Origin of the sequence: Enterobacter sp. N18-03635, from assembly GCF_004006055.1 — a bacterium.
GTDB lineage: Bacteria > Pseudomonadota > Gammaproteobacteria > Enterobacterales > Enterobacteriaceae > Enterobacter > Enterobacter vonholyi.
Genome location: NZ_CP034769.1, coordinates 2753031 through 2779154 on the forward strand (window position 1 = coordinate 2753031; position 26124 = coordinate 2779154).

Genomic DNA, 26124 nt, shown 5'->3' on the forward strand with positions numbered 1-26124 from the left:
CAGCTGATGGCCTTAAAAACAACCAAAATTACGCCGACGAGAAAGATAACTGTCCATACGGTAAGCGAAGCTTTGCCTCGTGCACATTATCAGCGTTGCCCCCAGTGCGATACGCTTTTTATGTTGCCGAAGATGAAATCGCACCAAAGTGCCTTTTGTCCTCGCTGCGACGCTAAAATTCGCGATGGTCGCGACTGGTCGTTGACCCGCCTCGCCGCCATGGCCGTCACCATGCTGCTGCTGATGCCCTTCGCCTGGAGCGAACCGCTGCTGAAACTCTACCTGCTTGGCGTGCGCATTGACGCCAACGTGCTGCAGGGTATCTGGCAGATGACCCGTCAGGGCGATCCCATCACCGCCGCCATGGTGCTGTTCTGCACCGTTGGCGCGCCGCTGGTGCTGGTCGCCGCCATTGCCTATCTTTGGTTTGGCAATATTCTCGGCATGAACCTTCGCCCGGTGCTGCTGATGCTGGATAAACTCAAAGAGTGGGTGATGCTGGATATTTATCTGGTCGGCGTGGGCGTTGCGTCAATAAAGGTACAGGACTATGCCTTTTTGCAGCCCGGCATCGGACTCTTTGCCTTCATCTGTCTGGTATTGCTGAGCATCCTGACGCTGATACACCTGAACGTTGAGCAGCTCTGGGAGCGATTTTACCCGCAGCGCCCCGCCACCCGTCCCGATGAAAATCTGCGCGTCTGTCTGGGTTGCCACTATACCGGGTTACCCGACCCGCGCGGACGCTGCCCGCGGTGCCACATTCCATTAAGGCTGCGTCGAAACAACAGCCTGCAAAAATGCTGGGCGGCGCTGATCGCCTCCCTGGTGTTTCTGATCCCCGCCAATATGCTGCCTATTTCCATCATTTACGTGAATGGCGGACGTCAGGAGGATACTATCCTCTCCGGGATTATCTCCCTTGCGCACAGCAATGTCGGGGTGGCGGCGATCGTTTTTATTGCCAGTATTCTGGTTCCCTTTACCAAAGTGGTGGTGATGATTACCCTGCTCATCAGCATTCACTTAAAGTGTGAACAAGGCTTACGAACCCGCATTCTGCTTCTGCGATTCGTCACCTGGATTGGCCGCTGGTCAATGTTAGATTTGTTCGTAATTTCGCTGATGATGTCTCTCATCAATCGCGACCAGTTACTTGCTTTTACAATGGGACCCGCGGCTTTTTATTTCGGCTCTGCGGTGATATTGACTATTCTTGCTGTGGAATGGCTGGATAGCCGCTTACTTTGGGATGCACATGAGTCAGGAAACCCCCGCTTCGCCGACTGAAGCGAGAATTAAAACAAAACGCCGCATTTCGCCATTCTGGTTGCTGCCCGTCATCGCCCTGATGATTGCAGGCTGGCTTATCTGGACGAGCTATGAAGATCGCGGTAGCACCGTCACCATTGATTTCCAGACCGCCGACGGCATCGTCGCCGGGCGAACGCCCGTTCGCTTCCAGGGGGTTGAAGTGGGTACGGTTCAGGACATCTCTCTTGGAAAAGGGCTGAACAAGATTCAGGTGCGGGTCAGTATTAAATCTGACATGCAGGATGCCCTGCGCAGTGAAACGCAGTTCTGGCTGGTGACGCCAAAAGCCTCTCTGGCCGGTGTGTCCGGGCTGGATGCGCTCGTGGGCGGTAATTATATTGGCATGATGCCGGGTAAAGGAGAGCCGCAGGATCACTTTGTTGCCCTGGATACACAGCCGAAGTACCGCCTCAATAACGGCGATTTAATGATCCATCTGCAGGCGCCGGATCTCGGTTCTCTGAACAGTGGCTCACTGGTCTATTTCCGCAAAATCCCGGTTGGCCGTGTGTACGATTACGCGATCAACCCAAATAAACAGGGCGTCACCATTGACGTGCTGATCGAGCGTCGCTTCACCAATCTGGTGAAAAAAGGCAGCCGCTTCTGGAACGTGTCCGGCGTGGACGCGGACCTCAGCCTGAGCGGTGCGAAAGTGAAGCTGGAGAGTCTGGCCGCGCTGGTTAATGGCGCCATCGCCTTTGACTCGCCGGAAAACTCAAGCCCTGCCACCGCTGATGATTCATTTGGATTGTACGCTGACCTGGCGCACAGCCAGCGCGGCGTGATCGTCAAACTCGCCCTGCCCGATGCTAAAGGGCTAAAAGCGGGTTCAACACCGCTGATGTATCAGGGATTGCAGGTTGGTCAGCTCACCAAAATGACGCTCAACCCGGGCGGCTCGGTCACCGGCGAAATGACGGTCGACCCGAGCGTGGTCGATCTCCTGCGCGAGAAAACGCGTATCGAAATGCGCAGTCCAAAGCTCTCTCTGAACGATGCCAGCCTCAGCACGCTGTTGACCGGCAATACGTTTGAGCTCATCCCCGGCGAAGGTGAACCCAGCAATAGCTTCGTGATTGCCCCGGCTGATAAAGCCCTGCTGCAAAAGCCGGGCGTAGTGACGGTCACGCTGAATGCGCCAGAAAGTTACGGTATCGAAGCCGGACAGCCGTTAATTTTACACGGCGTGCAGGTTGGTCAGGTGCTGGAGCGTAAGCTCTCAGCGAATGGCGTGACTTTCTCGGTCGCTATCGATCCGCAATACAGCGACCTGGTGCATGGCGACAGCAAATTCGTGGTGAACAGTCGCGTCGACGTGAAGGTGGGTCTGGACGGCGTGGAGTTCCTCGGCGCCAGCGCCAGCGAATGGGTTAACGGCGGTATCCGCATTTTGCCAGGGAATAAAGGCCCCGTGCGCGACAGCTATCCGCTGTATGCCAACCTGGAGAAAGCGGTTGAAAACAGCCTGAGCGATCTTCCTACCACCACGCTGACCTTAAGCGCCGAGACGCTGCCGGACGTACAGGCGGGTTCCGTGGTGCTGTATCGCAAGTTTGAAGTCGGGGAAGTGATCACCGTTCGCCCGCGTGCGGACGCGTTCGATATCGAACTGCATATCAAGCCGGAGTACCGCAAGCTGCTGACGCCAAACAGCGTCTTCTGGGCCGAAGGCGGCGCGAAAGTTCAGCTTAACGGTAACGGGCTAACCGTACAGGCCTCTCCGCTGTCACGCGCGCTGCGGGGGGCGATTAGCTTCGATAACCTCAGCGGTGCGGGCGCGAATCTGCGTAAAGGCGATAAGCGTATTCTCTTCCCATCCGAGACCGCCGCCCGCGCGGTGGGTGGGCAGATTACCCTGCACGCCTTTGATGCCGGCAAGCTGGCGGAAGGCATGCCAATCCGCTATCTGGGCATTGATATCGGGCAGATCCAGAAGCTGACGCTGATCACCTCGCGCAACGAGGTGCAGGCCACCGCCGTGCTCTACCCGGAATATGTGCAGACCTTCGCCCGCACCGGCTCGCGCTTCTCGGTGGTCACGCCGCAGATCTCGGCCGCTGGCGTTGAGCACCTCGACACCATTTTGCAGCCGTACATCAACGTTGAGCCAGGCCAGGGCAATGCCCGCCGTGATTTCGAGCTGCAGGAAGCCACGATCACCGACTCGCGCTACCTTGGCGGCCTGAGCATCGTGGTGGAAGTGCCGGAAGCGGGCTCGCTGAACATCGGCACTCCGGTACTATTCCGCGGTATTGAAGTGGGTACGGTCACGGGCCTGACGCTCGGTACGCTCTCCGACCGCGTGATGGTGGCATTACGTATTAGCGAACGTTACCAGCACCTGGTTCGAAATAACTCGGTATTCTGGCTGGCATCCGGCTATTCGCTGGACTTTGGCCTGACGGGAGGCGTGGTGAAAACCGGCACCTTCAACCAGTTCATTCGCGGCGGTATCGCGTTTGCCACGCCGCCGGGAACGCCGCTGGCGCCAAAAGCGCAGCCGGGTAAACACTTCCTGCTGCTCGAGAGCGAACCAAAAGAGTGGCGCGAATGGGGAACCGCCCTGCCGCGTTAATCTGACAGGCTCCGGTGTCAACGCACCGGAGCCTTTATGCTACACTGCGCACCTGAATTTTTCCCTGTGGTGTGCCCGTGGCTCAAAACTCCGTATTTCTTCCCGAACAATTCCTGGCGCAGATGCGCGAGGCGCTTCCTTCTCACCTGTCGTTAGACGATTTTATCGCCGCCTGCCAGCGTCCGTTACGCCGGAGTATTCGCGTCAACACGCTGAAAATCAGCGTCGATGATTTTCTGGCGCTGGTCGCTCCGTACGGCTGGCAGCTTACGCCGGTACCGTGGTGCGCTGAGGGGTTCTGGATAGAACGCGATGACGAAGCTTCACTGCCGCTGGGCAGTACCGCTGAACATCTGAGCGGTCTGTTCTATATTCAGGAAGCCAGCTCGATGCTGCCGGTTGCCGCCCTGTTTGCCGATGGCAATTCGCCAGAGCGCGTAATGGATGTTGCCGCCGCGCCCGGCTCAAAAACCACCCAAATTGCCGCCCGTATGGGTAATCAAGGGGCGATCCTCGCCAACGAGTTTTCCGCCAGCCGCGTGAAGGTGTTGCATGCCAACATCAGCCGCTGCGGTATTCATAATGTTGCCCTGACGCATTTCGACGGACGCGTGTTTGGCGCCGCCCTGCCGGAAGTCTTCGACGCCATTCTGCTGGACGCCCCCTGCTCAGGCGAAGGGGTGGTGCGTAAAGATCCCGATGCGTTAAAAAACTGGTCAGTTGAGAGCAACCTTGAGATCGCGGCCACGCAGCGAGAGCTGATCGACAGCGCATTCCATGCCCTGCGCCCCGGCGGCACGCTGGTTTATTCGACGTGCACCTTAAACCGCGATGAGAACGAAGATGTCTGCCTGTGGCTGCAAGCGCAATATCCGGATGCGGTCGAGTTTCTGCCGCTCGACGATCTGTTCGCCTCAGCACAGGAGGCTGTCACCCCGGAGGGGTTCCTCCATGTTTTCCCGCAGATTTACGACTGCGAAGGGTTCTTTGTGGCGCGTCTGCGTAAAACGCAGGTGGTGGCTCCCCTGCCCGCACCTAAATTCAAGGTCGGTAACTTCCCGTTTTCCCCCCTTAAAGGTCGAGAAACCGCACAGCTTGAAGCCGCCGCTAAAAAAGCGGGACTGGTCTGGGATGAGAGCCTGCGCCCCTGGATGCGTGATAAAGAGATATGGCTGTTCCCGGCACAGATCGAGCCGCTCATCGGAAAGGTCCGTTTTTCCCGAATCGGGATCCGCCTGGCGGAAGTGCATAATAAAGGGTATCGCTGGCAGCATGAGGCCGTAATCGCCCTTGCCGGACGCGACAATACCTTTGCCCTGACGCATCAGGAAGCCGAAGAGTGGTACCGTGGTCGCGATGTCTATCCGGAGAGCACGCCATCAGGCGATGAAGTGATTGTAACGTATCAGGGATACCCGCTGGGCCTGGCAAAAAAGGTCGGCTCAAGGCTGAAAAACAGCTATCCACGCGAGCTGGTTCGGGACGGTCGGCTGTTTACCGGTAACGATCGCACGGATTGATAAAAAGCGCATTTTTTTACTGGCGATTTTGCTCTCTTTGTCTACGATCAAAAATGGGTGGCCACACTGGTCATACCAGATTTTTGACAACCGACCCGGAGAGCACTATGACGAAAACCAGCGTGCGTATTGGCGCTTTTGAGATCGACGACGCAGAGCTGCGCGGCGAAGCACAAGGCGATCGAACGTTAAGTATTCCCTGCAAATCCGACCCGGATTTGTGCATGCAGCTTGATGCATGGGATGCAGACACCAGCGTCCCGGCAATACTTGATGGCGAACATTCAGTCCTTTACCGTGAGCATTACGATAGTAAAACCGATGCCTGGGTCATGCGTCTTGCCTGACCTAAAGAGAACCCGCCCGAAGGCGGGTTATTTATTACTGCAGCTGCGCCAGCGTAAAGTAACCGTCAAATACGGCACCCGTATCAATGTAGTGGAGATTGTCAAAATCATACCTTCTGTCGACGGGCGTATGTCCGAACCAGAAATGATCCGCGCCGCTGATGCCCTCTCCTTTACCCACCATAAACCCCATCAACCGATCGCGGTTCCATAAGACGCGCTGGTCACTGACCGGTTTTTGCCAGCGGTATTCCGCGGCCGGATAATCAGCATGGGCAATCACATTAAGACCGTTCGCACAGGTTATCTCGATGACATGCGGTAAGTCGCGACAGGCGTCGAGCAACGACAGCGCAAGCTGTTGCCGATCGCGTTCAAGATGCGAAAACCACATTCCGCCATTCATCATCCAGAGAGAAAAATCGTTATTATCCAGACCGTCGAGCGCCATTTGCTCATGGTTTCCCCGCACGGCACGAAACCATTTTTCATTAATTAACTGCTGGCATTTAACGCTATCAGGGCCACGATCGATCATATCCCCGACAGAAATAAGTAAATCCTCATACGGATTAAAATGACGGCGTTTAAGTTCATCCATAAGCCACTGGTAGCAACCGTGTATATCGCTGACAACCCAGACGTGACGCCACATTCCACCTTCAATTCGCTGATACATAGCACCTCCTTTAAACAGTATAGCTGCCGCAGAAAAGTCGACGGACAGGCGTGGTCATCACGAAATCAAACAAACGGTAAACCAAACAGAAATAAAGATCCTCGCGCTATTAATCCCCTTTTCCTGGCTCTTTAGAATAAGGGCAGAAAAAAAAGAGGGGTCTTCACGTGTCTAATACGCACCTGCATAACGATGTTTTCTATCCGCATCGCACAAATATTATTTCCGAGCTGGTGAACGGCAAACGCGTTCCGGGGCCGATCTGGCGCAAACGCGAATATCGCCTGAAGTTCCTGTTACGTTCGCTGGTGTTCTGGTCTTCTACACATCGCATGCTGGAAACCCTTTCGGGTCGCGACGATTTTGACAGGCTGCTGGCCTCTCAAATTACATTGCCGAGCAAGACCCACCGGCAGTACCTGATGCGCGGCCTGACGGCTAACGATCGCGCCGACGCTATCGTTAACCATTATTACTGGATTGACCGCCTGAAAGAGAGCGGTCTCGCCCAGGCCCTGACCAGCCCGCAGGAACAAGCCGTTGCGCAGTTCCATGCAAAAGACGGTGTAACCTATACGGTCAATGCGTCCTCTGCTGGGAAAGCCGAGCGCGAAGGCGAAAGCACGCTGTGGCTACGCGACAACGAGGACACGCTGCTGGCCAGCCTGACCTTTAGCGTCGCGCGCAGCAACGGTCAGCAAGTCATGGTGATTGGCGGGCTTCAGGGACCCCGCCGCTGCGTATCGCGAGACGTCATTAAACAGGCCACCCGCGCCTGTCATGGTCTTTTCCCCAAACGGGTGTTGATGGAAGTCCTCTTCCAGCTGGCTGCGCAGTCATCCGTCCGGGCGATTTTTGCCGTCAGCGATGAGGGTCACGTTTTCCGCGCGTTGCGGTATCGCCTGAGTAAAGGTCGCCATTTCCATGCCAGCTACGATGAATTTTGGGCATCGCTGGACGGTAAAAAGCTCTCGGCCTTCTGCTGGCAGCTGCCGCTACAGATGGAGCGTAAATCGCTTGAAGAGATCGCCAGTAAAAAACGTGCCGAATACCGCCGCCGCTTTGAGCTGCTTGATGAAATAGAGGTATCCGTTAAGTCCCACTTTTAGCCTGGCTGGCGTCTTCGCTCACTGCATAGTGGATGCAATCTATTTATAGGATGAATAATAAAGCAGTGTACTATTGCGCAGGGCGAGTGCGCTCAGTTAGCATTGCGCGAAATGATACCGGCGAATGCGTTGGGAAAAGCGCAATGTGGGCGCAAAAATGAGGGACTTCGGTAATGATCTATGACTGCTTCTTATATTACGATGAAGATATGCTTCTCGAAATCAGGCTGAACACGCTAGCGGACGTTGTCGATCGCTTCGTTATCGTTGAGTCAACGCATACCTTTACCGGTAAAAAGAGGCAGCTGCATTTTGACATTAATAAATATCGTCAGTTTAAAGATAAAATTATCTACGTTGTGCATGATAAAGAACCGATTACGAAAGCCGCTGAAGAATCACATCCGGCCCGAGAGGTGATCCCGGGTTTGCCAGAGGGAATGGTAGTGGATGCGTGGGCAAATGAAGCCGCGCAGAGGAATGCCATCATGCAGGGTTTGTCCCATGCCAGCGATGATGATTTGATTTTAGTTTCCGATGTGGACGAGATATTTTCACCTCAGGTAGTAGCATCGATAAACCTCAAAAAGCTCTGCACTACTATTTATCAGAATTTTTATAATTATCAGTTTAACCTGCAGGTTTTTAATACAGATAACACGCCAAGAAAATGTAAATTACCGAGAGCCACCCAGTATAAAAATCTCGTTAACTTCTTTGGCGGTGAACCTGAATCATTCAGGAATCTTAAACGCACCCGAAGTGTTAAAAACTGGTCCTGGCTAAAGTGGAACTGGTTCAAGATTAACAACCGCATCATTGAAAATGGTGGGTGGCATTTCTCATGGGTGATGACACCCGAGCGCATCTCAGAAAAAATGTCGACCATTTCCCATACTGAATACGATCTCCCTGAGTTTAACAACCCGGAACACATCATGAAGGTCATTAAAAACGCGGAAGATATCTGGGGGCGGGATAGGACGTTAATCAGGCAAGAGCTAACGGTTGAAAACTTCCCTGAGTACATTGTCCAACACAAAGACAAATTCAGCGCGTTCATTATTTAACTTAAGGGTTGCCCTTTCGAACGTCAGAAGGCGTTTGCTCAGCGGTCGCTCGGCCACAAAATTTTAACAAAGATCCCAAAAAAACCCTGGACGCACGCGGTCCTGAGTATGTTATGGTTTAGACAGGATATGGAAAGTTCGAGAAAGTTTCGGATGATGTCGAGTCAGCACCGAAAAATGCTTTAAAAAACATACAGATAAAAAGAGACCGAATACGATTCCTGTATTCGGTCCAGGGAAATGGCTCTTGGGAGAGAGCCGTGCGCTAAAAGTTGGCATTAATGCAGGCTAAGTCGCCTTGCCTTTTAAGAATAGATGACGACGCCAGGTTTTCCAGTCCACAGCTAAAGCGGTCGGAAAAAAAGCGCCAGAGCATCATTAAATGTGAAAAACCGCAGTGCTTTCGCAAGCATCTGCGGTTTTTTTATTGGAAACCCGAACGTTAGCAGAGCTTGTCGGCGCGCTCGATAAACGGTGCCAGACTCATTTTTTGTCCCGGATGCGACGGGTCATCGATCTGAATAATGCTAATCGGCTGTCCGCTGCTCTTTCCGCTGGCTACCTGCTGCTCTGCGATATCATTCAGCGGATATTGCACCAGCGTGCTCGGGTTGATCGCATACAGCGCATGGCCCGGACGGCAGGTCAGCATCACCTCTTCGCGATTGAAAGCCCATTTGTCCTTACCCACTTCAAAACGGCTGACGGTGATAACCTGCGGTGCGGCAAGCGCGCTCCCCGTACAGGCCAGCAAGATGAGAGAAAGTACTGTCTTTTTCATATGATATTTAACCTTATCAGAAGGGTTCCCAGGTGGCGAACAGACTGACCGTTGCCAGCACCAGCGCTCCCAGCACCACTTCTGCCTGCGTCATCCTGATAAAAATCTGTTGTGCTCGCCCGCTCTCCGGACGAAACCGTGGCACCAGAAAATACCGATTTGCCAGCGCAATTACCACCATCAACGCCACCAGCGCACATTTGAACAACAAAAACTGTACGTAACCAGCCTGCCAGGGAATATGGACACCCAGTATCATGAGCGCATTGATCGCTCCGCTGAGCAGCACGCCCGCGACGGCGTAATGGCCCACGCGCGAAAAGCGCATCATGGTATAAATGGCGGCATTCTGCCAGCGTCCTTTGGCCAGACGCATGCAGAACAGCAGAGGCAGTAATCCGCCAAGCCAGGTTGCGGCGCAGATCATGTGAAAAGCATAATTAAGACGCTGCAACGCCCCCATCGGACCGTCGTTCATTGCCGCGTGCCCTACCCCAGCCAGCAGGATAAGCTGGCCCATCGTAAGCAACAGCAGCCGCGAACCTTTCAGCGGTGCGAGCCATGCTGCGCCGACCGTGGTCGCAGCGAGTATGATTTGCCACAGCCAGACGCCGCCAAACTGCGTCCTCATTACGCCGTACCAGACCTGCGGGGCAAACACATCTCCCCAGCCGTTACCCATCAGTCCGCCCTGAAGCATAAACATCAGGAGCGCTGCCGCCAGGCTCATTAAGGCCGCCACTTTCTGCTGCAGTTGAAATCGCCGGGACATCAGGCGGTGGAGAGAGGAAGGCGCAAACCAGACGCTGTAAAGCGCGTTGCCAAAAACAAGCATCAGCGCCCCGAAATGGATAAAGCGCAACCCGATATAACACAGCGCCAGCATGCTATTTCACGCTAAAGTGATAGCTGCCTTTGGTTTTATGGCCGTCTACGGAGACGACATGCCAGTCTACCTGGTACGTCCCTGACGTCAGCGTTTGTTCCAGCGGAACGGTGAGTTGCGCCTTGTTCTTTTCGTCGCGCGTGGCGGTTCCCGTTTTGATGACCTGCTTTTGCGCATCCGTTACCACCACACCGCTAAACCCCGGTTCGATGCCTTCTGAAAAATTCAGCGTAAGTGCCTGCGGAGCGCTCACCACGCTGTCCGCTGCCGGGCTCTGCTGTTTAAGATGTGCATGTGCCAGCGCGGAGGGCGCCATCATTGTCGAGGCCACAAAAACCAGTGCGCATACCGCGCGAGAGGCGGAGAAACCCATCGCAATCATTCCTTTTTGTTATGTCTGTATGCTAAAGAATAACGCTGTATAATAAACGAGTCGAGGATCATCCTGCCTCCGCTTGTCATCGTCGTGCAATCGCGGTAACGTTGCCGCCGCAGAAAAAGGAGAAGGTAATGAAGATCAATCTGGCCGCCCTTCCGCAGGACGAGATGGATAAAGTGAATGTCGATCTCGCTGCCGCTGGCGTCGCGTTCAAAGAGCGTTACAACATGCCTGTCGTGGCTGAAGTCGTTGAACGGGAACAACCCGCCCATCTGCGCGACTGGTTTCGCGAAAGATTAATCGCCCATCGTCTCGCCTCGGTTAACCTCTCCCGTTTACCGTACGAACCTAAAGTTAAATAAGCTTAACGAGTCGTTACACTTCCTTACACGGAATCTGGCAGGATAAGAAAACCCTGATAAATTTAGGTGTATTCTTAAATCCCTGCGACTCAGTGTATAAGGAAGTCACGATGTCACATTGGAACATAGCGGCAGCCCAGTATGGCGGGCTGCATCAGAGTGTGAATGACCATGTTACGCACCACCTGCGCTTCATCGCCGAAGCCGCACGGCAGGGGTGCGATCTGCTGGTCTTCCCTGAACTCTCCTTAACGGGCTCTGGCGCGCCGACGCTACCTCCCCCACCCGATGACGCGCAGCTGGAGCCGCTGCTTAACGCGGCACATTTTTACCAGATTACCGTTATTGCGGGACTCCCCCTGGATCAGGATGGGCAGAGACAGAAAGGTCTTGTGCTGTTTTCGCCCGCCCGCCATCGCATTTTGCGCTATCCGCAAGGGCGCGGAGCCAGCCTGGTGCCGGGGGACAAGCACCTTAGCATCATTGATGCACATCCCGATTCTCCCAATCTCGATCCCAGAGCAACGCTTGTTACCAGCTGCCAGTCGGTGGGGGATAATCGCTGGCGGCAGTCCATCAGTAACCTGCAGCGCTTCGCGCATAAATATGCTATTGCGGTGCTAATGGCGAATGCCTGCGGCGGCAGCGCGCTATGGGATGATAAAGGCCAGCTGATCGTCCGCGCGGATAAGGGCGAGCTTCTGGTGACCGGCACGCTCGGCGGAGAGGGTTGGCAAGGCGATATCATTCCTTTAGGCTAGGCGTTTTAAGCTCAGGAGTTTTCAATGCTGCGCGTCATCGATACCGAAACTTGCGATCTTCAGGGCGGAATAGTGGAAGTGGCCTCTGTCGACGTGGTTGATGGTAAAATCGTCAACCCAATGAGCCATCTGGTGCGTCCCGATCGCCCCATCAGCCCCCAGGCGATGGCTATCCATCGCATTACAGAATCGATGGTGGCGGATAAGCCCTGGATTGAAGAGATCATTCCGCACTACTACGGTAGCCCGTGGTACGTCGCGCATAACGCCAGCTTTGACCGCCGGGTGCTACCTGAAATGCCGGGCGAATGGATTTGCACAATGAAGCTGGCGCGTCGTCTCTGGCCGGGCATCAAATACAGCAATATGGCGCTGTACAAGTCCCGCAAGCTCAGCGTTCGTACCCCTGAGGGGCTTCACCATCACCGCGCCCTGTATGACTGCTATATCACCGCCGCGTTGCTGATTGATATTATGAATATCTCAGGCTGGACACCGGATGATATGGCGACGATCACCGGACGCCCCGCGTTACTGACCACATTTACCTTTGGTAAATATCGCGGGAAGCCGGTGTCCGAGGTAGCGGATAAAGACCCGGGCTATTTGCGCTGGCTGTATAACAACCTCGACAGAATGAGTCCGGAACTGCGCTTAACGCTGAAACATTATCTGGGCGACGCTTAACCCTCCGCACGGCCTGGCAGCGTGTCCTGCGCCAGGCCAATCAGGAAGGCATATTCCAGGGCAACCCCTTCGTACGATTTAAATCGTCCCGATTTCCCGCCGTGTCCGGAGTCCATATCGGTACACAGCAGCAGCAGATTGTCATCGGTTTTCAGCTCCCGCAGCTTTGCCACCCATTTTGCCGGCTCCCAGTACTGCACCTGAGAATCATGCAAACCGGTGGTGACCAGCATGTGCGGGTAGTCTTTCGCCTCCACGTTGTCGTACGGGCTGTACTCTTTCATATAGCGGTAGTACATCTCATCCTGCGGATTTCCCCACTCCTCAAACTCCCCGGTGGTAAGAGGGATAGATTCATCGAGCATGGTCGTGACCACATCGACAAACGGTACCTGCGCGACAATCCCCTTAAAGCGGTCGGGACGCTGGTTGATAACCGCCCCCATCAGCATGCCGCCCGCGCTGCCGCCCATGCCAAAGCAGAGTTGCGGATCGCCATAGCCCTGCTCAATCAGCGCGTCGCAGACGTCGAGATAATCATTGAAGGTGTTTTTCTTTTTCAGGAATTTCCCGTCTTGATACCAGTGTTGGCCCAGCTCACCGCCGCCTCGAATATGGGCTATGGCGAAAACAAAGCCGCGATCGAGCAGGCTTAACCGGCTGCTGCTGAAATCGGCGTCCATGCTTGAGCCATACGACCCGTAGCCGTAAACCAGGATCGGGTTTTTGCCTTTCTGGAAATGGGCTTGGTGATAGACGAGCGAGACGGGGACCTCAACGCCATCCCGGGCGGTGACCCACAGGTGCTCGCTGCGGTAGTTTTCGGACTCAAACCCTTTAACCTCGGTCTGTTTAATCACCTGGCGCTGTCCGGTATCCATGTCCAGCTCAAACAGGGTGTCCGGTGTGGTCATGGATGAGTAGCCGTAGCGCAACCGCGATGATTCGGGTTCGGGATTGAATCCAATCCACGTCACATAGGCCGGGTCGTCGAACGCAATCCCGACCACTTCCCGCGTTTTGCGGTTGATTTGCCGGATACTGGTCAGCCCGCGCTGGCGCTCTTCCACCACCAGCCAGTCGGTAAACAGGGTGAACCCTTCCAGCATCACCTGATCACGCGCGGGGATAAGCACCTCCCACTTGCGCTCATCGCGCACTTTGGTTTTATAGAGACCAAAGTTTTTGCCCTCACGATTGGAGCGCAAATAAAAGCTGTGCTGGAAATGATCCAGGCTGTACTCGTGATCCTTGCGGCGCGGCAGAAAACAGAGCGGCTGGGCGTCAGGCAGTTCGGCATCCAGCAGCAGAACTTCCGACGTCGTCGCGCTGGCAAGGAAGATAATCACATAGTGGCGCGAGGAGGTTTTATGCAGGCTGACATAAAACGTTTCGTCTTTCTCTTCATAAACCAGCTCGTCGTCAGCGGAGTCCGTTCCCACGGTATGCCGCCATACCTGATAAGGCAGTAGCGTCGAGGCGTGCTTTTTGACGTAGTAAACCGTCTCGGAATCATTCGCCCAGACAAAATCCGGGGAGACGTTTTCCAGCATTTCCGGATACCAGTTGCCGGTCTCCAGATTGCGAAACCGCAGGCCGTACTGGCGGCGGGAGAGATAATCCTCCGCCAGTGCCATCACCGCATTGTCAGGCGAAATGGACATGCCACCCAGGGTATAAAACTCGCTGTGTGCAGCGCGCTGGTTGGCATCCAGCAGAATATCCCACTCGTCCCATTCGGCGCTTAACACCGACTGACGCTGATAGATGGGATACTCATTGCCGGGCTCGTAAATATGGCGATAGCGATAGCCGTTTTTGGTCCAGGGCGCGGAGATATCGCGCTGAGGAATACGCTGCACCATTTCATTCAGCAGCTGGTCCTGAAGCGTCTGCTGGCTGGACATGACCTTGCGGCCATAGTCGTTTTCCTCGTGCAGATAGTCGAGCACATCTGGCCGGGAGCGCGAATCGTCCCGTAGCCAGTAATAATTGTCTATACGCGTATCGCCATGCGTGGTGATCGCATAAGGTATACGTCGGGCTTTCGGTGGCATGTCATCATTCTTTTTCGTTTTACACCCTATAAGGTTGGCAAAACCCACGCATGATGCAAGCGAAACAGGGTCGCAACGGCGAGAACTATCCCTGTAACGCCTGTTTTTGTTCCCGGATATCCCGCTCAATGCCTTCGCGCACGTCTTGTGGGATCTTTAACGCATCGCCCAGGGCGTTAAGGTAGCTCCGCTCCATAAAGTGATCGATATCGATGGCGGCACAGCTGAGGAAATAGAGTTCAAGCGCCTCTTCCTCATTTTTCACGCTTTGTGCCAGACGCTGCGGCTCCAGAGGCTGTTCGATGGCCTGCGCCACCAGCGTTCTGCCCTTCTCTTCAACGCCGGCTTCACGCAGCTGCTGCTCGATCGCCAGTCGTTCCTTATCGTCGATATGTCCGTCACTTTTCGCGGCAAAGACCAGCGCCAGGATCAGCCGTTCGGTACGCAGATCCAGCGGCGAGGTGTGCTCGCCGTAATGCGGTTCATCGCTGTGCGCGGTCCTAACCCTGTCCTTGTATTTGTTCCACAGGACGGTACCCGCAATGGCGCCCCCACCGGCCAGCAGTGCGCCTGTCCCGTACTTTGCCAGCAGCTTGCGCGAGGATTTATTCGCGACCAGCAGGCCTGCCAGCCCGCCGAGCGCCCCGGGTACCAGCAGTTTGCTCAGGTCCCGCTCGCCAGACGATGTTTTCTGCCCTAACAGGGATTGCAATTGATTTAGCCAGCCAGACATGATTTCCCTCACTTAACGGTGAACATGATCCACAGCGTAAGCGAGCAGGCGTCAGGAAATGTCTGGACGGGCTAAAGAAGCGCAAATTTCTTCTCCCCTCACCTGGCCGTGTACAAGACAGACGCAAACGTTTTCGTTTATACTGCCCGCAACTTTTTCAGGGGGATTGTTATGATTCGTTTAGGAACCGCGCTGCGACCTGCGGCGACGCGAGTGATGCTGTTGGGATCGGGCGAGCTGGGGAAAGAAGTCGCCATTGAGTGCCAGCGTTTAGGCGTGGAAGTGATTGCCGTGGACCGTTACGCCGACGCCCCAGCCATGCACGTCGCCCATCGTGCTTATGTGATTAACATGCTGGATGGCGATGCCCTTCGCGAGCTGATTACGCGCGAGAAACCTGATTTTGTCGTGCCGGAAATTGAAGCCATTGCCACCGATACGCTGATCGCGCTTGAGCAGGAAGGCCAGCGCGTGGTGCCCTGCGCGAAAGCCGCAAAGCTGACCATGAACCGCGAAGGCATTCGTCGCCTGGCGGCAGAAGAGCTGGGATTGCCCACGTCGAGCTATCGTTTTGCTGGCGATAAGGCGGCATTCCTGCAGGCTGTAGACGAGATTGGTTACCCGTGCATCGTTAAGCCGGTGATGAGCTCCTCCGGTAAAGGACAGAGCTTTATTCGCGACAGCAGCACGCTCGAGAAGGCGTGGGAGTACGCCCAGCAGGGCGGCCGCGCCGGCGCCGGTCGCGTCATCGTCGAAGGCGTCGTGAAGTTTGATTTCGAGATCACCCTGCTGACCGTCAGCGCCGTTGACGGCGTCCATTTCTGCGACCCGATTGGCCACCGCCAGGAAGATGGCGATTATCGCGAATCCTGGCAGCCGCAGCAGATGAGCGCCCTGGCGCTGGAACGTGCTCAGGAGATCGCCCGTAAAACCGTCCTGGCGCTGGGCGGCTATGGCCTGTTCGGCGTCGAGCTGTTTGTGTGCGGTGATGAGGTGATTTTCAGCGAAGTCTCCCCTCGCCCGCATGACACCGGCATGGTGACGCTGATTTCGCAGGATCTCTCCGAATTCGCTCTGCACGTGCGTGCCTTCCTCGGCCTGCCCGTCGGGGGTATCCGTCAGTACGGCCCGGCCGCCTCGGCGGTGATCCTGCCGCAACTAACCAGCCAGAACGTCACGTTTGATAACGTCGACGGGGCGGTGGGTGCCGGGTTGCAGGTACGTTTGTTCGGCAAGCCGGAGATTGATGGAACCCGGCGTCTTGGCGTGGCGTTAGCCACCGGGGATAACGTTGACGACGCCGTGGCGAGAGCCAAAGCGGCCGCAGCAAGCGTTAAGGTAACGGGATAAAAAAACGGGCCGAAAGGCCCGTTTTTCATGCGACGAGAGACTTACTGCTTCGCGCCTTCTACCGCTTCGCGAGCCAGTTTGGTGATGCGATCCCAGTCGCCCACTTCCAGCGCATCCGCCGGAACCAGCCATGAGCCACCGATGCACAGGACGCTTTTCAGTGCCAGGTAGTCACGGTAGTTGGCAGGAGAGATGCCGCCCGTCGGGCAGAAGCGTACCTGAGAGAATGGACCCGCAATCGCCTGCAGCGCTTTGGTGCCGCCGTTCGCTTCAGCCGGGAAGAATTTAAACTCTTTTAGACCGTAGTCCATGCCCAGCATCAGTTCGGAGACGGTGCTGATACCCGGGATCAGTGGAATAGTGCCTTCGGTCGCGGCTTTCAGCAGCGACTCGGTCAGCCCCGGGCTAATGGCAAACTGTGCGCCCGCTTCGGTCACTTCAGCCAGCTGTTTTGCGTTCGTCACGGTACCCGCACCGATGATGGCGTCCGGCACTTCTTTGGCAATCGCGCGAATGGCATCCATCGCGCAGGCGGTGCGCAGGGTCACTTCCAGAACGCGAACGCCACCCGCAACCAGCGCTTTCGCCATCGGTACAGCGTGCTCCAGCTTGTTTACCACGATAACCGGCACGACAGGGCCAGTGGTCAGGATTGATTCTGCACTTGTTTTCCAGTTTTTCATCAGAGTTTTCTCTCGCCAGATCGTTAAAATCAAGTCGTCTTAAAACGTAATACAGGTAGCGCCCTGCTCCGCACCGGAGAGTTTCTCACGCAGCGCGCTGAACATTTCGCGTCCGGTCCCCACGCGCGATGCGCTCAGGTCAGGAATATGGGGCTGACGTGCCGCCAGCTCGGCGTCATCGACCAGCAGGGTTAACTCACCTGTCTGACCGTTCACGCGGATCGTGTCACCGTCACGCACTTTCGCCAGTAAACCGCCGTCGTAAGCTTCAGGCGTCACGTGGATGGCTGAAGGCACTTTACCGGATGCCCCTGAGAGGCGTCCATCGGTTACTAACGCAATTTTGAAACGGCGGTCCAATAATACACCAAGTGGTGGCATAAGTTTATGTAATTCTGGCATCCCGTTAGCTTTAGGCCCCTGGTGACGCACCACCACCACGCAGTCTTTATCAAGCAGGCCGGCGTCAAAGGCAGGTAATACATCGTGCTGGCTTTCAAACACCACCGCCGGCGCTTCGATAATCTGGTTCTCTTCCGGTACGGCAGAGGTTTTCATCACCGCGCGACCGAGGTTACCGCTCAGCACTTTGGTGCCACCGTGAGGAGAGAACGGTTTGTCGATAGTGGCGATAACCTGCGCATCAAGAGACGCGCTCGCCCCATCACGCCAGTCCAGCTCGCCGTTGTTCAGCCACGGCTCCTGGGTGTAGCGCTGCAGGCCAAAGCCAGCCACGGTATTCACGTCTTCATGCAGCAGACCGCCCTTCAGCAGCTCGCGCATCAGCAGCGGTACGCCGCCAGCGGCCTGGAAGTGGTTGATGTCCGCCGGGCCATTCGGGTACAGGCGTGCCATCAGCGGCACCACGGAAGAGATCTCGGAGAAGTCATCCCAGTTAATCAGAATGCCCGCCGCACGCGCCATAGCCACCAGGTGCATGGTGTGGTTGGTTGACCCCCCGGTTGCCAGCAGCGCGACAATCCCGTTGACGATGACTTTTTCATCGACCATTTTACCCATCGGCATCCATTCATTGCCGTTTCCGGTCAGACGCGTGACCTGACGGGCCGCGGCCTCGGTCAGCGCCTTGCGCAGCGGCGCATCCGGCTGGATAAAGGACGAGCCCGGAAGCTGCATCCCCATAAACTCCACCACCATCTGGTTAGTGTTAGCCGTACCGTAGAACGTACAGGTCCCCGGCGCATGATAGGACGCGGCTTCCGCCTCCAGCAGCGCCTGACGGTCTGCTTTCCCTTCCGCGTACAGCTGGCGGATACGCACTTTTTCTTTGTTCGGCAGGCCGCTTGCCATTGGACCGGACGGCACGAAGATAGCAGGCAGATGCCCAAACGACAGCGCCGCCATCACCAGACCCGGGACAATCTTGTCGCACACGCCGAGATAGAGCGCGCCATCAAACATGTTGTGTGACAGACCCACCGCCGCGGACATGGCAATCACTTCGCGGCTCAGCAGGGAGAGCTCCATACCGTCCTGACCCTGCGTTACGCCGTCGCACATGGCGGGTACCCCACCCGCGACCTGGCCCACCGCATTCACGCTGTGCAGCGCTTTACGGATGATATCCGGGTAAACCTCATAGGGCTGGTGCGCGGAGAGCATATCGTTATAGGCGGTAATGATGGCGATATTGTTACGCAACATGCTTTTCAGCGACGCTTTATCGTCAGGCTGGCAGGCGGCGAAGCCGTGCGCCAGGTTACCGCAGGCCAGCTGGGAGCGGTGGACGGTGTTGCTCTTTGCCTGCTCAATTCGGGCGAGGTAGGCCGAACGGGTCTCTTTCGAGCGCTCAATAATGCGCTGTGTTACGCGTAACAATGTCGGATTCATAAAAGCTCCTCTCATTTATCTGTCCGGGCTCGGGAGTTTACAAAGTCGCTGGCAGTTGTTAACAACGCTGAAACGCTTGCTGTCCGGAGCTCAGGGGCAAAATCACTTCCGGCAGTGTAATAAAAAAAGCTCCGCGGGTGAATCCACGCGGAGCTTAAAAGTTGAAAATTGTGCCACTAGCTGTGTTAGATCATGTTACCGGTAAAATAACACTTTCGGGCTAGCGGATTATCTTACTCAAACTCGTTCCAGGAGCGGCCATCGCGGGTGATCATCGCCACCGACGCGACAGGTCCCCAGGTGCCCGCCTGATACGGTTTTGGCGCATCCTGATCGGCAGCCCAGGCTTCGGTGATGGAGTCGACCCATTTCCATGCTTCTTCCACTTCATCGCGGCGCACGAACAGCGCCTGAATACCGCGCATTGTTTCCAGCAGCAGACGCTCGTAAGCATCGGCCAGGTGCGTCTGGTTGAAAGTTTCGGAATAGCTCAGATCCAGCTTGGTGGTCTGCAGGTTGTGTTTATGATCCAGGCCCGGCACTTTGTTCAGGATCTGGATATCCACGCCCTCGTCCGGCTGCAGACGAATGGTCAGTTTGTTCTGCGGCAGTTCCTGCCAGGACTCTTTGAACAGGTTCAGTTCCGGGTTTTTAAAGTAGACAACCACTTCGGAACATTTGGCCGGCAGACGCTTACCGGTGCGCAGGTAGAACGGAACACCCGCCCAACGCCAGTCGTCGATATCCACGCGGATCGCCACGAACGTCTCGGTGTTGCTGGACTTGTTCGCGCCCTCTTCTTCCAGGTAGCCTGGCACTTTTTTGCCTTGCGCAAACCCGGCGGTGTACTGGCCGCGAACGGTCTTCTCGCGCACGTTGGAGCGGTCGATGCGGCGCAGCGACTTCAGCACTTTCACTTTGGCGTCGCGGATGCTGTCAGCCGTCAGGTCAGACGGAGGAGACATGGCAATCATGCACAGAATCTGCAGCAGGTGGTTCTGGATCATGTCGCGCATCTGACCGGCCTGGTCAAAGTAACCCCAGCGGCCTTCAATCCCCACCTCTTCCGCCACGGTGATTTCCACGTGATCGATAGTGCGGTTGTCCCAGTTATTCACAAACAGGGAGTTAGCGAAACGCAGCGCCAGCAGGTTCAGAACCGTCTCTTTACCGAGGTAGTGGTCGATACGGTAGACCTGGCATTCTTCAAAGAACTCGCCCACCTGGTCGTTGATTTCGCGCGAGGTTGCCAGCGACGTACCCAGCGGCTTCTCCATCACGACGCGCGCCGGTTTGGCGTTCAGTTTGGCTTCCCCCAGACCTTTGCAAATGGCGCCGAAGGTGCTTGGCGGCATGGCGAAATAGTTAATGGTGACACGGTTTTTCTGATCCAGCATCGCGCCCAGGCGGGCGAATGCGCTGACGTCATTCACGTCCAGGTTGCAGAAATCGAGGCGTCCACTCAGGGTATCCCACAAACTTTCATCAATTTTTTCTTTCATGAAAGTTTCGAGCGCCTCGCGGACGACTTTGGTATAAGCGTCCTTGTCCCAGTCGGCGCGCCCTACACCCAGGATACGGCTATCCGGATGAATTTGGCCCGCTTTCTCCAGTTGATACAGGGAAGGCAGCAATTTTCGGCGTGCAAGATCGCCTTTCGCGCCGAAAATGACCAGGTCACATGCCTGGGCTGTTTGCGTTACCGCCATGTCATTCTCCTCAGTTGGATCACCTGGTGCTTCTGCCAGGTATCGTTGTAATTTTATTACAATGCACTGTACTGCTTTTACGTCATTCCCGAAACCATTAGCGCTTATCGTCGCGTGCGATACCGCGATTTTTCACCCTTCGGATGATTTCGACGGTTTAATGACGCAACAACCGTCGTTTCTTTGCGCAACAGGGTCATAGCAAAACCCGACACCGATCAAGTAATGAAAAAAAACAACAACATTATCTTGTCGATTGTTACCCTTAATGGAAGCCACAAGGGTAATATCGGCTAAATCGAATCTCGATTTCATCAATTTATGAAATCGTTTACACCCATGAGCGTCCTGTTAACATGAACATGCTGGAAAAAATCCAGTTTCAACTGGAACACCTTAGCAAATCCGAGCGTAAAGTGGCCGAGGTCATTATGGCCTCCCCCGCTCAGGCGATTCATTCAAGCATCGCCGCTCTGGCACAGGAAGCGGGTGTTAGCGAACCCACGGTCAATCGCTTTTGCCGCAGTCTGGAAACGCGCGGCTTTCCTGATTTTAAACTGCATCTGGCACAAAGTCTGGCTAACGGCACCCCTTATGTTAATCGTAATGTGGATGAAGACGACAGCGTTGATGCCTATACCACGAAAATTTTTGAGTCGGCCATGGCTTCGCTTGACCACGTCCGTCAGTCTCTGGACATGAGCTCCGTGAATCGCGCGGTGGATTTACTCACCCAGGCCAAGCGAATTGCGTTCTTTGGGCTCGGGTCGTCGGCGGCCGTCGCGCATGACGCCATGAATAAATTTTTCCGCTTTAACGTTCCGGTTATTTATTCCGATGACATTGTGCTGCAACGCATGAGCTGTATGAATTGCAGTGAAGATGACGTCGTGGTACTGATTTCGCATACCGGCCGCACCAAAAGTCAGGTAGAGCTGGCGCAGCTGGCCCGTGAAAACGATGCCATGGTGATTGCCCTCACTACAGCCGGCACGCCGCTGGCGCGTGAGGCAACGCTGGCAATAACCCTCGACGTGCCGGAAGACACAGACATTTATATGCCGATGGTCTCCCGACTGGCCCAGCTCACCGTGATTGACGTGCTTGCGACCGGTTTTACCCTACGTCGCGGGGCAAAATTCCGGGATAACTTGAAGCGGGTCAAGGAAGCGCTGAAGGAATCGCGTTTTGATAAAGAATTGCTTATAAAGAGCGATGTTCCCTGATAGTTGATAACGAATACGTCACGAATAATGACGATGTAACGATTTACGGCATTCGGTCCCCTCGCCGCTGCCTTGCAGCAGATGAAGGCCGATTCAATGTTCACGCAACACCAAAGTTGTTTCAGTCAACGGAGTATTACATGTCCAGAAGGCTTCGCAGAACCAAGATCGTAACCACCTTAGGCCCGGCCACCGATCGCGATAATAATCTCGAAAAAATTATCGCCGCCGGTGCCAACGTGGTGCGTATGAACTTCTCTCACGGTACGCCAGAAGACCATAAATTACGTGCCGATAAAGTGCGTGAAATTGCAGCAAAACTGGGCCGCCACGTTGCTATCCTCGGCGATTTGCAGGGTCCAAAAATCCGTGTATCGACCTTTAAAGAGGGTAAAGTTTTCCTCAATATCGGCGACAAATTCCTGCTTGATGCCAACCTGGGCAAAGGCGAAGGCGATAAAGAGAAAGTTGGTATCGACTATAAAGGCCTGCCGGCTGACGTGGTGCCTGGCGATATACTGCTGCTCGACGACGGTCGCGTACAGCTGAAGGTGCTGGAAGTTCAGGGCATGAAAGTGTTCACCGAAGTCACCGTTGGCGGCCCGCTCTCCAACAATAAAGGCATCAACAAACTGGGTGGCGGCCTCTCAGCAGAAGCGCTTACCGATAAAGACAAAGCGGACATCGTAACTGCCGCGCTGATCGGCGTTGACTACCTGGCCGTCTCCTTCCCGCGCTGCGGCGAAGATCTGAACTATGCGCGTCGCCTGGCACGTGATGCAGGCTGCGATGCTAAAATCGTCGCTAAAGTTGAACGCGCGGAGGCCGTTTGCGATCAGGATGCCATGGACGATGTGATCCTCGCCTCTGACGTTGTCATGGTTGCGCGTGGTGACCTGGGCGTGGAAATCGGCGACCCTGAGCTGGTCGGTATCCAGAAAGCGCTGATTCGTCGCGCACGTCAGCTGAACCGCGCGGTGATCACCGCCACTCAGATGATGGAATCGATGATCACCAACCCAATGCCAACCCGTGCGGAAGTCATGGACGTGGCCAACGCCGTGCTGGACGGTACGGATGCGGTGATGCTCTCTGCGGAAACCGCTGCGGGCCAGTATCCGGCAGAAACCGTGGCCGCCATGGCGCGCGTCTGCCTGGGCGCTGAAAAGATCCCAAGCATCAACGTCTCTAAACATCGTCTGGACGTGCAGTTCGACAACGTGGAAGAAGCGATTGCGATGTCTGCGATGTACGCGGCAAACCACCTGAAGGGCGTTACCGCGATCATCACCATGACCGAATCTGGCCGCACAGCGCTAATGACCTCTCGTATCAGCTCTGGCCTGCCAATTTTCGCCATGTCCCGTCACGAACGTACCCTGAACCTGACGGCGCTGTACCGCGGCGTGACGCCGGTTCACTTCGACAGCACCAATGACGGCGTAGCTGCAGCGCACGATGCCGTAAACCTGCTGCGCGACAAAGGCTATCTGGTGTCCGGTGATATCGTCATCGTGACCCAGGGCGATGTGATGAGCACCATCGGCTCAACCAACACCACGCGCGTTATGACCGTCGAGTAATAACGTTTGTGTTAAAAAGCCCTCTCCGTCTGGAGAGGGCTTTTTTTATTTCCTCGGATAAAGCTCTTTGCGTTTGTAGGGCTCTGTTTCACCCGGTTTACGCGTTTTAAGCAGCTTCAAAATCCACGTGTACTGTTCGGCATGCGGCCCCACCAGGATCTCCACCTCTTCGTTCATTCGACGCGCGATGGTGTGGTCGTCCGCGGTGAGCAGATCGTCCATCGGCGGACGGACCTCAATACTCAGGCGATGCGTTTTGCCGTCATAGACCGGGAATAGCGGGATCACGCGGGCACGACAGACTTTCATCAGTCGACCAATCGCGGGAAGCGTCGCTTTATAGGTCGCAAAGAAATCGACAAACTCGCTGTGCTCTGGGCCGTGGTCCTGATCCGGGAGATAGTAGCCCCAGTACCCCTGACGTACCGACTGAATGAAGGGCTTAATGCCATCGTTACGCGCATGCAAACGTCCGCCAAAACGACGACGCACCGTGTTCCAGACAAAATCGTAGATTTTATTTCCCTGGTTATGGAACATTGCCGCCATTTTCTGGCCCTGAGACGCCATGAGCATCGCCGGAATATCAACGCCCCAGCCGTGGGGGACAAGGAAAATCACTTTCTCGTCATTGCGGCGCATCTCCTCGATGATGTCCAGCCCTTTCCAGTCAACGCGATCGACGATTTTATCCGGCCCTTTCAGCGCCAGTTCCGCCATCATCGCCATTGCCTGCGGGGCAGTGGTATACATCTCATCAATAATTACCTCACGTTCGGCGTCGCTTTTCTCAGGAAAACAGTAGTAGAGGTTAATCTGCGCGCGGCGGCGAGCGCTCTTGCCTAAACGCCCGGCCAGACGGCCAATTTTCCCCAGAACCGGGTCTCGGACGGAAGCCGGCAGCAACGCCATCCCCGCAAAGGCGTAAACACCAAGCCAGGCGCCCCAGTTGCGCGGATGGCGGAAGGATTTTTCAAACTCAGGAATGTATTCAATATTGTTTTTTTTGGTTTCCATGCTGGATCCAGGGTCTGATGACGCAAAATTTTATTCAGATAGTGTAGCGAGGCAGTCGTCCCCGCACAAAAGAAAAAGCCGGCGTCAGTGTGCGCCGGCTTTTTTAACAAAAACAGAGGGCTTAGTTCAAGCTCAGCTGCGGTATCACCTCTTTCACCTGCGCCAGATAATCAGTACGATCTTTACCTGTCAGGCCTTCGGTGCGCGGCAGTTTCGCCGTCAGCGGGTTCACTGCCTGTTGGTTGATCCACACTTCATAGTGCAGATGCGGGCCGGTAGAGCGTCCGGTATTGCCGGAAATCGCGATACGGTCACCACGCTTCACCTTCTGGCCCGGTTTGACCAGCAGCTTGCGCAGGTGCATGTAGCGGGTCGTATAAGTACGACCATGACGTACCGCGACATAATATCCGGCGGCACCGCTACGCTTGGCCACCACCACTTCGCCATCCCCTACCGCCAGTACCGGCGTACCCTGCGGCATGGCAAAGTCAACGCCACGGTGCGGCGCGACGCGCCCGGTTACCGGGTTCAGACGACGCGGGTTAAAGTTAGAGGAGACGCGGAACTGTTTTGCCGTCGGGAAGCGCAGGAAGCCTTTCGCAAGGCCCGTACCGCTGCGATCGTAGAACTTACCGTCTTCGGCACGAATCGCGTAATAATCTTTACCCTCAGAGCGCAGTCGGACGCCCAGCAGCTGGCTTTGCTCGCGCTTGCCGTCCAGCATCTCGCGTGACATCAGGACGGAGAACTCATCGCCCTTCTTCAGCTTGCGGAAATCCATCTGCCACTGCATGGCTTTGATCACCGAACTGATTTCAGCGCTGGTCAACCCTGCATCGCGCGCGCTGGAGACAAAGCTCGCGCCCACGGTGCCTTTCAGAACGCTGTTAACCCAGTCGCCCTTTTGCATTTCGCTGGTCATCTTGAAACCGTTTGCAGTGCGATCGTAGGTGCGGGTTTCGCGGCGGGACATTTCCCAGGTCAGACGCTGGAGATCGCCATCCGCCGTTAATGTCCAGGAGAGCTGCTGTCCGATTTTCAGATTACGAAGATCTTTATCCGCAGCCGCCAGCTGGCTGATATTGCCCATGTCGATGCCGTACTGGTTCAGCACGCTGCTCAGCGTGTCACCGGTAGACACTACATATTCGTGGATACCCGCTTCGTTCTCGGTTTTATCGTCCAGTTCATCCTGCGGGATAGCTTCATCTTCCTGTGCCGCCTGGTCGATAGGCTCACTGGCTTCAGGCAGCAAAGAACGGATTTCGCTCTTTTCAAGCTCAATGGTTTTGATAATAGGGGCAGAACTCGGGTGGTACACATAGGGCCGCCAGACGGCGACCGCTAAGGTGAGTACTGTAAGCGACCCCAGCATAACGCGGTGGGGTCGAGGCAGATTGTTAAATGCCAGGGCGACAGAGCGGGCTATCTGTTGCACG

Annotated in this window: 23 protein-coding genes; 12 read left to right on the forward strand and 11 right to left on the reverse strand. The window is 55.5% G+C overall.

Features of this window, described 5'->3' with window-relative positions:
* The first annotated feature begins 6 nt into the window (after positions 1 to 6).
* From yebS to ELK40_RS13875, 4 genes are all read left to right on the forward strand, one after another.
* Positions 7 to 1290 carry a membrane integrity lipid transport subunit YebS gene (gene yebS / locus ELK40_RS13860; RefSeq protein WP_045908227.1) on the forward strand — a complete coding sequence of 428 codons (1284 nt, stop codon included), beginning with the start codon at positions 7 to 9 and terminating at the stop codon, positions 1288 to 1290.
* Positions 1259 to 3892, forward strand: a complete 2634-nt coding sequence (locus ELK40_RS13865) for a PqiB family protein (RefSeq protein WP_164850633.1) — start codon at positions 1259 to 1261, stop codon at positions 3890 to 3892. The genes yebS and ELK40_RS13865 overlap by 32 nt, the downstream gene beginning before the upstream one ends.
* A 71-nt stretch (positions 3893 to 3963) precedes the next feature.
* Entirely contained in the window at positions 3964 to 5412 is a 1449-nt protein-coding gene (rsmF, locus tag ELK40_RS13870; protein WP_205734053.1) for a 16S rRNA (cytosine(1407)-C(5))-methyltransferase RsmF, read from the forward strand.
* 107 nt (positions 5413 to 5519) lie between these two features.
* Entirely contained in the window at positions 5520 to 5759 is a 240-nt protein-coding gene (locus tag ELK40_RS13875) for a YebV family protein (protein ID WP_008500472.1), read from the forward strand.
* Positions 5760 to 5793: 34 nt separating this feature from the next.
* On the opposite strand, the gene pphA is transcribed toward ELK40_RS13875, so the two are convergent.
* The gene (pphA, locus tag ELK40_RS13880) at positions 5794 to 6438 is read right to left on the reverse strand and encodes a protein-serine/threonine phosphatase (protein ID WP_127731436.1); all 645 of its coding nucleotides are present in this window, start codon (positions 6436 to 6438) and stop codon (positions 5794 to 5796) included.
* Positions 6439 to 6605: 167 nt separating this feature from the next.
* On the opposite strand from pphA, the gene ELK40_RS13885 reads away from it, so the two are divergent.
* Together ELK40_RS13885 and ELK40_RS13890 are read left to right on the forward strand one after the other, a co-directional pair.
* Positions 6606 to 7547 (forward strand): VirK/YbjX family protein, encoded by a 942-nt coding sequence (locus tag ELK40_RS13885; protein ID WP_115875582.1) that lies wholly within the window; start codon positions 6606 to 6608, stop codon positions 7545 to 7547.
* 173 nt (positions 7548 to 7720) lie between these two features.
* Complete coding sequence (locus tag ELK40_RS13890; RefSeq protein ID WP_127731438.1) at positions 7721 to 8617, forward strand: benzoate transporter; 897 nt, start codon at positions 7721 to 7723, stop codon at positions 8615 to 8617.
* Positions 8618 to 9059: 442 nt separating this feature from the next.
* On the opposite strand, the gene ELK40_RS13895 is transcribed toward ELK40_RS13890, so the two are convergent.
* Genes ELK40_RS13895 through yobA form a run of 3 tightly spaced genes read right to left on the reverse strand, consistent with a single transcriptional unit; the run spans position 9060 to position 10657 of the window.
* Complete coding sequence (locus ELK40_RS13895) at positions 9060 to 9398, reverse strand: YebY family protein (protein WP_111964807.1); 339 nt, start codon at positions 9396 to 9398, stop codon at positions 9060 to 9062.
* A gap of 16 nt (positions 9399 to 9414) precedes the next feature.
* Positions 9415 to 10284, reverse strand: coding sequence for a copper homeostasis membrane protein CopD (gene copD / locus ELK40_RS13900; protein WP_127731440.1), 870 nt, complete (start codon positions 10282 to 10284; stop codon positions 9415 to 9417).
* Between the two features lies 1 nt (position 10285).
* Positions 10286 to 10657 (reverse strand): CopC domain-containing protein YobA, encoded by a 372-nt coding sequence (gene yobA, locus ELK40_RS13905; RefSeq protein WP_115875680.1) that lies wholly within the window; start codon positions 10655 to 10657, stop codon positions 10286 to 10288.
* Positions 10658 to 10794: 137 nt separating this feature from the next.
* Between yobA and ELK40_RS13910 the strand changes: the two genes are divergently transcribed.
* The 3 genes from ELK40_RS13910 to exoX all read left to right on the forward strand — a co-directional run bounded on the left by ELK40_RS13910 (position 10795) and on the right by exoX (position 12473).
* Positions 10795 to 11025: a DNA polymerase III subunit theta gene (locus tag ELK40_RS13910; RefSeq protein ID WP_008500465.1), complete on the forward strand. Its 231-nt coding sequence runs from the start codon at positions 10795 to 10797 to the stop codon at positions 11023 to 11025.
* A 110-nt stretch (positions 11026 to 11135) separates the two neighbouring features.
* The gene (locus ELK40_RS13915) at positions 11136 to 11786 is read left to right on the forward strand and encodes a carbon-nitrogen hydrolase family protein (RefSeq protein WP_115875681.1); all 651 of its coding nucleotides are present in this window, start codon (positions 11136 to 11138) and stop codon (positions 11784 to 11786) included.
* A 24-nt stretch (positions 11787 to 11810) separates the two neighbouring features.
* Positions 11811 to 12473 (forward strand): exodeoxyribonuclease X, encoded by a 663-nt coding sequence (gene exoX, locus ELK40_RS13920; protein WP_010432611.1) that lies wholly within the window; start codon positions 11811 to 11813, stop codon positions 12471 to 12473.
* On the opposite strand, the gene ptrB is transcribed toward exoX, so the two are convergent.
* Positions 12470 to 14530 carry an oligopeptidase B gene (ptrB, locus tag ELK40_RS13925; RefSeq protein ID WP_127731442.1) on the reverse strand — a complete coding sequence of 687 codons (2061 nt, stop codon included), beginning with the start codon at positions 14528 to 14530 and terminating at the stop codon, positions 12470 to 12472. The genes exoX and ptrB overlap by 4 nt on opposite strands.
* An 85-nt stretch (positions 14531 to 14615) precedes the next feature.
* Positions 14616 to 15263 (reverse strand): DUF533 domain-containing protein, encoded by a 648-nt coding sequence (locus ELK40_RS13930; protein ID WP_111964812.1) that lies wholly within the window; start codon positions 15261 to 15263, stop codon positions 14616 to 14618.
* 171 nt (positions 15264 to 15434) lie between these two features.
* On the opposite strand from ELK40_RS13930, the gene purT reads away from it, so the two are divergent.
* A complete protein-coding gene (gene purT, locus ELK40_RS13935; protein WP_127731444.1) occupies positions 15435 to 16613 on the forward strand; it encodes a formate-dependent phosphoribosylglycinamide formyltransferase in 1179 nt (392 codons plus the stop codon).
* A gap of 41 nt (positions 16614 to 16654) precedes the next feature.
* Here purT and kdgA read toward each other — a convergent pair whose 3' ends face one another.
* The 3 genes from kdgA to zwf all read right to left on the reverse strand — a co-directional run bounded on the left by kdgA (position 16655) and on the right by zwf (position 20856).
* On the reverse strand, positions 16655 to 17296 hold the full coding sequence (gene kdgA / locus ELK40_RS13940; protein WP_127731446.1) for a bifunctional 4-hydroxy-2-oxoglutarate aldolase/2-dehydro-3-deoxy-phosphogluconate aldolase: 642 nt from the start codon (positions 17294 to 17296) through the stop codon (positions 16655 to 16657).
* Positions 17297 to 17335: 39 nt separating this feature from the next.
* Entirely contained in the window at positions 17336 to 19147 is a 1812-nt protein-coding gene (gene edd, locus ELK40_RS13945) for a phosphogluconate dehydratase (RefSeq protein WP_115875686.1), read from the reverse strand.
* A 233-nt stretch (positions 19148 to 19380) separates the two neighbouring features.
* Entirely contained in the window at positions 19381 to 20856 is a 1476-nt protein-coding gene (gene zwf / locus ELK40_RS13950; RefSeq protein WP_127731448.1) for a glucose-6-phosphate dehydrogenase, read from the reverse strand.
* A 356-nt stretch (positions 20857 to 21212) separates the two neighbouring features.
* On the opposite strand from zwf, the gene ELK40_RS13955 reads away from it, so the two are divergent.
* Both ELK40_RS13955 and pyk read left to right on the forward strand, forming a co-directional pair.
* Positions 21213 to 22082 carry a MurR/RpiR family transcriptional regulator gene (locus tag ELK40_RS13955; protein WP_115875687.1) on the forward strand — a complete coding sequence of 290 codons (870 nt, stop codon included), beginning with the start codon at positions 21213 to 21215 and terminating at the stop codon, positions 22080 to 22082.
* Positions 22083 to 22222: 140 nt separating this feature from the next.
* On the forward strand, positions 22223 to 23665 hold the full coding sequence (pyk, locus tag ELK40_RS13960) for a pyruvate kinase (RefSeq protein WP_008500455.1): 1443 nt from the start codon (positions 22223 to 22225) through the stop codon (positions 23663 to 23665).
* Between the two features lie 45 nt (positions 23666 to 23710).
* Here the strand turns inward: pyk and lpxM are convergent, their stop codons facing one another.
* Positions 23711 to 24682: a lauroyl-Kdo(2)-lipid IV(A) myristoyltransferase gene (gene lpxM, locus ELK40_RS13965; protein WP_127731450.1), complete on the reverse strand. Its 972-nt coding sequence runs from the start codon at positions 24680 to 24682 to the stop codon at positions 23711 to 23713.
* A 121-nt stretch (positions 24683 to 24803) separates the two neighbouring features.
* Positions 24804 to 26123: a murein DD-endopeptidase MepM gene (mepM, locus tag ELK40_RS13970; protein WP_045326742.1), complete on the reverse strand. Its 1320-nt coding sequence runs from the start codon at positions 26121 to 26123 to the stop codon at positions 24804 to 24806.
* Between the last annotated feature and the right edge of the window lies 1 nt (position 26124).

Excerpts from the sequence above, each read along its gene's own strand:
- ELK40_RS13890 (WP_127731438.1), top strand. The coding sequence starts at position 7,721 with ATGATCTATGACTGCTTCTTATATTACGATGAAGATATGCTTCTCGAA.
- kdgA (WP_127731446.1), bottom strand. The coding sequence starts at position 17,296 with ATGAAAAACTGGAAAACAAGTGCAGAATCAATCCTGACCACTGGCCCT.
- pphA (WP_127731436.1), bottom strand. The coding sequence starts at position 6,438 with ATGTATCAGCGAATTGAAGGTGGAATGTGGCGTCACGTCTGGGTTGTC.
- ELK40_RS13930 (WP_111964812.1), bottom strand. The coding sequence starts at position 15,263 with ATGTCTGGCTGGCTAAATCAATTGCAATCCCTGTTAGGGCAGAAAACA.
- ptrB (WP_127731442.1), bottom strand. The coding sequence starts at position 14,530 with ATGCCACCGAAAGCCCGACGTATACCTTATGCGATCACCACGCATGGC.
- lpxM (WP_127731450.1), bottom strand. The coding sequence starts at position 24,682 with ATGGAAACCAAAAAAAACAATATTGAATACATTCCTGAGTTTGAAAAA.
- ELK40_RS13875 (WP_008500472.1), top strand. The coding sequence starts at position 5,520 with ATGACGAAAACCAGCGTGCGTATTGGCGCTTTTGAGATCGACGACGCA.
- yebS (WP_045908227.1), top strand. The coding sequence starts at position 7 with ATGGCCTTAAAAACAACCAAAATTACGCCGACGAGAAAGATAACTGTC.
- zwf (WP_127731448.1), bottom strand. The coding sequence starts at position 20,856 with ATGGCGGTAACGCAAACAGCCCAGGCATGTGACCTGGTCATTTTCGGC.
- yobA (WP_115875680.1), bottom strand. The coding sequence starts at position 10,657 with ATGGGTTTCTCCGCCTCTCGCGCGGTATGCGCACTGGTTTTTGTGGCC.
- edd (WP_115875686.1), bottom strand. The coding sequence starts at position 19,147 with ATGAATCCGACATTGTTACGCGTAACACAGCGCATTATTGAGCGCTCG.
- ELK40_RS13910 (WP_008500465.1), top strand. The coding sequence starts at position 10,795 with ATGAAGATCAATCTGGCCGCCCTTCCGCAGGACGAGATGGATAAAGTG.
- ELK40_RS13865 (WP_164850633.1), top strand. The coding sequence starts at position 1,259 with ATGAGTCAGGAAACCCCCGCTTCGCCGACTGAAGCGAGAATTAAAACA.
- purT (WP_127731444.1), top strand. The coding sequence starts at position 15,435 with ATGATTCGTTTAGGAACCGCGCTGCGACCTGCGGCGACGCGAGTGATG.
- ELK40_RS13955 (WP_115875687.1), top strand. The coding sequence starts at position 21,213 with ATGAACATGCTGGAAAAAATCCAGTTTCAACTGGAACACCTTAGCAAA.
- copD (WP_127731440.1), bottom strand. The coding sequence starts at position 10,284 with ATGCTGGCGCTGTGTTATATCGGGTTGCGCTTTATCCATTTCGGGGCG.
- exoX (WP_010432611.1), top strand. The coding sequence starts at position 11,811 with ATGCTGCGCGTCATCGATACCGAAACTTGCGATCTTCAGGGCGGAATA.
- pyk (WP_008500455.1), top strand. The coding sequence starts at position 22,223 with ATGTCCAGAAGGCTTCGCAGAACCAAGATCGTAACCACCTTAGGCCCG.
- ELK40_RS13895 (WP_111964807.1), bottom strand. The coding sequence starts at position 9,398 with ATGAAAAAGACAGTACTTTCTCTCATCTTGCTGGCCTGTACGGGGAGC.
- ELK40_RS13915 (WP_115875681.1), top strand. The coding sequence starts at position 11,136 with ATGTCACATTGGAACATAGCGGCAGCCCAGTATGGCGGGCTGCATCAG.